The sequence below is a fragment of the Acerihabitans sp. TG2 genome (genome assembly GCF_035013185.1).
In the GTDB taxonomy this organism is placed as follows: Bacteria; Pseudomonadota; Gammaproteobacteria; order Enterobacterales; family Enterobacteriaceae; genus Acerihabitans.
Window position 1 is genome coordinate 1 of record NZ_JAYGJO010000070.1, and the last position, 3,011, is coordinate 3,011.

General features: G+C 45.4%; 3 protein-coding genes and 1 pseudogene. All 4 read right to left on the reverse strand.

The window, feature by feature from the left end; genetic code table 11:
* Positions 1 to 100: 100 nt before the first annotated feature.
* The gene (locus SJI19_RS24420; RefSeq protein ID WP_323480830.1) at positions 101 to 676 is read right to left on the reverse strand and encodes a PIN domain-containing protein; all 576 of its coding nucleotides are present in this window, start codon (positions 674 to 676) and stop codon (positions 101 to 103) included.
* Positions 677 to 679: 3 nt separating this feature from the next.
* On the reverse strand, positions 680 to 1,147 hold the full coding sequence (locus SJI19_RS24425) for a helix-turn-helix domain-containing protein (RefSeq protein ID WP_323480832.1): 468 nt from the start codon (positions 1,145 to 1,147) through the stop codon (positions 680 to 682).
* Between the two features lie 1,316 nt (positions 1,148 to 2,463).
* Positions 2,464 to 2,847 carry a cyanase gene (cynS, locus tag SJI19_RS24430; protein WP_323480831.1) on the reverse strand — a complete coding sequence of 128 codons (384 nt, stop codon included), beginning with the start codon at positions 2,845 to 2,847 and terminating at the stop codon, positions 2,464 to 2,466.
* Between the two features lie 29 nt (positions 2,848 to 2,876).
* Positions 2,877 to 3,011: pseudogene (locus SJI19_RS24435) on the reverse strand (SDR family NAD(P)-dependent oxidoreductase); the annotation flags it as partial.

Genomic DNA, 3,011 nt, shown 5'->3' on the forward strand with positions numbered 1-3,011 from the left:
TTCAGTGCTGGATTCAATCAGAGATTCCTGAATCCCGGTCCGTCATATGCCCATACTTCTTGAGTAACTTCAGGGAGACAAAACCACCGCTTAAAACCTGCTAAATCATAAACTGGTAATTTCTAAGAGCCTTGACCGTCATGGGGAGTCCCTGTTTGAGTAGCATCTCCAAGAATTCTTCAGTCGTCATTGGCGGGTTTTTTAATGCGTTGCGTTGTAATCTGACGGCATTCAGCGCAACCGAGTGATTCAGATCAAAGAGATCCGAAATAAAATCATCTGGGTGAAGTGCTTCAATACCATATTCTGCCAAGACTTCACTTGGAAAATCCTTCAAGTTCAGAGTCACAATCACATCAGCATTCGAACGGATTGCCGCAGCCAGAACGTGCCTATCGTCGGGGTCAGGTAATGAGATCCCCTCGATAAGCGTTTCAAATCCAGTAACATTTGCATCAGGCAGAGCCAGATTCATTAGATCCGTTGTTCGTGCCAGTGACTCTGGGGTGATGTCGTTTCGCTGTAACAACAGATTACGCCGCCATTCATCATGAATTACCGCAGACCACTTAGGCTGGTACAAACCGGCCAAACCTAAATGCATCAGCAGGTCGCGCAGTCTTGCTGGATAAAGCACACAGGCATCAAGTACTACGGGATAGGGTGAATGCATCATGTGTCAATAACCTAACCCGAGTTCCTGGGCCTGTGCCGCAAGCTCCTGCATAGCCTTTTGGCTGGTAGCATCGCGCTCATTTTTGTAGGCCATCAAGTCTGCAAACAACACTCGACGGTGTCGGCCGGTTTTGTGATGCGGTAGATGGCCATCCTCGAGTAGTTTCACCATGTGTGGCCGTGAAACATTTAAGATATTTGCAGCTTCCTGCGTCGTCAGTTCGGCATGCACCGGCACAACCTGTACGGCATTACCTTCAGCCAGCTCACCCAACACATTCATCAGCAACGTTAAGGCCGCGGTGGGGAGTTCGATCTGGTGTGAGACGTCATCCGCATCTTTAATCAGAATCTGCTGCGTCTCAAGCTTTGTTGAGAGGAAAGCGGCCAAGGCACGCTGGCCACGTGTAGCCGTTTCTATTTCATGTTTTGCCGGAAGAGCCAGTCCGGTCAGCGTGGTATTTGTCATCATCATATCTCCATCGATTAACTATTACTGAAAGAATAATCGAAATAAACGAAAAACGCAATAAACGAAACTCTACCGATATGTTATCGTCGCATCCTGCCACTCATGGAAAGATTAACCGTCCCGGACAGCTTAAGTCGAGCAAGTACTTCGATCAGCGATAAAGCGGAAAGTGACGGGACCATATGAAGTCTATATCTGGGATATTGTGTAATGCCGTATGTGGTGAAATGACGCGGGTATTATCGTACCTCAGGGATGATATTTTCAACCGTAAAATCATTGGGATGATTATAAAATCTATATGCTGTAATTGGTCTCTCACCCTGCTCTGGTAAAGAAGACATTAACTTTTAAAATTAAGGTGTAATAAAGGTGGTCGTTCTGGTGGTCTTGACAACCCCGATTTTTAGGTTTAGCTTAATAATTAGCCAGTTACTGGCAAAGGCGATCCCAGTCAGAGGAGCCAAGATTTAGAAAAGGCCGCTTCAGGGAACTGAGGCGGCCTTTTTGCGTTTAATGCTTATTGAATATCGCGGTGGTTCAAATTAAATAAGTTAACGCCCTATCAAAAATGCCCCTGTCTTGAAGTTCTTCATTATTAGATGAAGTTCCCTATGGGAGATTAATTCCGAGGTTATAAAGGACAAAGGGGGAAATCATTATATTTTGGTATACATCAAATGGCATGATGGCCATTTGATGTATAAAGGAGAAACGGGTGATCGGGTCGAGTCATAACCTATTAATAATTAAACCAATAATTACTAATCACTTTCAATGCTTTTCCGTCAGCGGCGTGTTTTAACACATCATACACTTTACGATTTCACCAAACTTGAAGTAGTGAGTCGCAATTTTTTCCATTGGCAACCGTCCTGAAAAACAGGTTTTCAACAGCATATCCGTGGTATTCGTTTTAACCAGACCTATTGTGATGGTCATGTTTTTAATCCATAATTTTTCCAGTGAGAAATTCACTGGGTTCAGTAATCGCCGCACGCTCCCTTTCCTACACGCGAATATCATTTTCCCCGTAGTAAACCATTGCTTTCATTTTCTTTCCATATCTATTTTACCTCTTGGGTTGTTACTAACTTGTTATAATTTTAAATTAGATTAATACCAAGAAATCAAAATATTGTGATTGCAATCACAAATTAGTGGGATGTTAATGAAGCTTTAAAGAGAGGTTGTCGTCCGTTTAATGCTTAAACAGTTGGCGTAACGGGGAGCAAACCAATATGCACGACCGAAGGAGTAATATTGAGTTTCGGAGTTTCTGCCGGGGAGACCGCAGCAGACTCCGCCATCTCATGTTAATACGATTTATACGGTAGAAACTTCCCGCTCAGCACGACATTGACACGATCACTCATGGGGTTGCTCTCGCGCCGGATGTCCATCGAAAAATCGATTGCGCTCATGATGCCGTCACCAAACTCCTCATGGATCAACTCCTTGATCGTCATACCATAGACGTTGATAATTTCATACCAACGGTAAATCAGCGGGTCGGTCGGCACCGCCGTCGGCAACGATCCCTTGTACGGCACAATCTGCATCCATGCGGTTTCCTCGTCGGTCAGGTCGAACAAGTCCCTGGCGACCGTCGTCTGTGCCAAGTTCAGCGTCATCTGACCGAGCAAGGCAGCGGTCGTCCACTCCTTGCTTGCACCGATCTTCTCTGCGCGGGAACGCATCTTACTGACCGCGCATGATCTGTTCTATATTTCGGGGAGACCTCTTTAGACAGGCTTTTGCTGTATGTGGATAGAGCGGCTTTTGCTGCAGCGTATGCCGTCGTTGACTCCGGTAGCGGCATTAAGCGCTGGATCGAAGATACATGGATAATCACTCCATTTCT

Coding starts and splice junctions, on each gene's coding strand:
- SJI19_RS24425 (WP_323480832.1), bottom strand. CDS start 1,147: ATGATGACAAATACCACGCTGACCGGACTGGCTCTTCCGGCAAAACAT.
- SJI19_RS24420 (WP_323480830.1), bottom strand. CDS start 676: ATGATGCATTCACCCTATCCCGTAGTACTTGATGCCTGTGTGCTTTAT.
- cynS (WP_323480831.1), bottom strand. CDS start 2,847: ATGCGTTCCCGCGCAGAGAAGATCGGTGCAAGCAAGGAGTGGACGACC.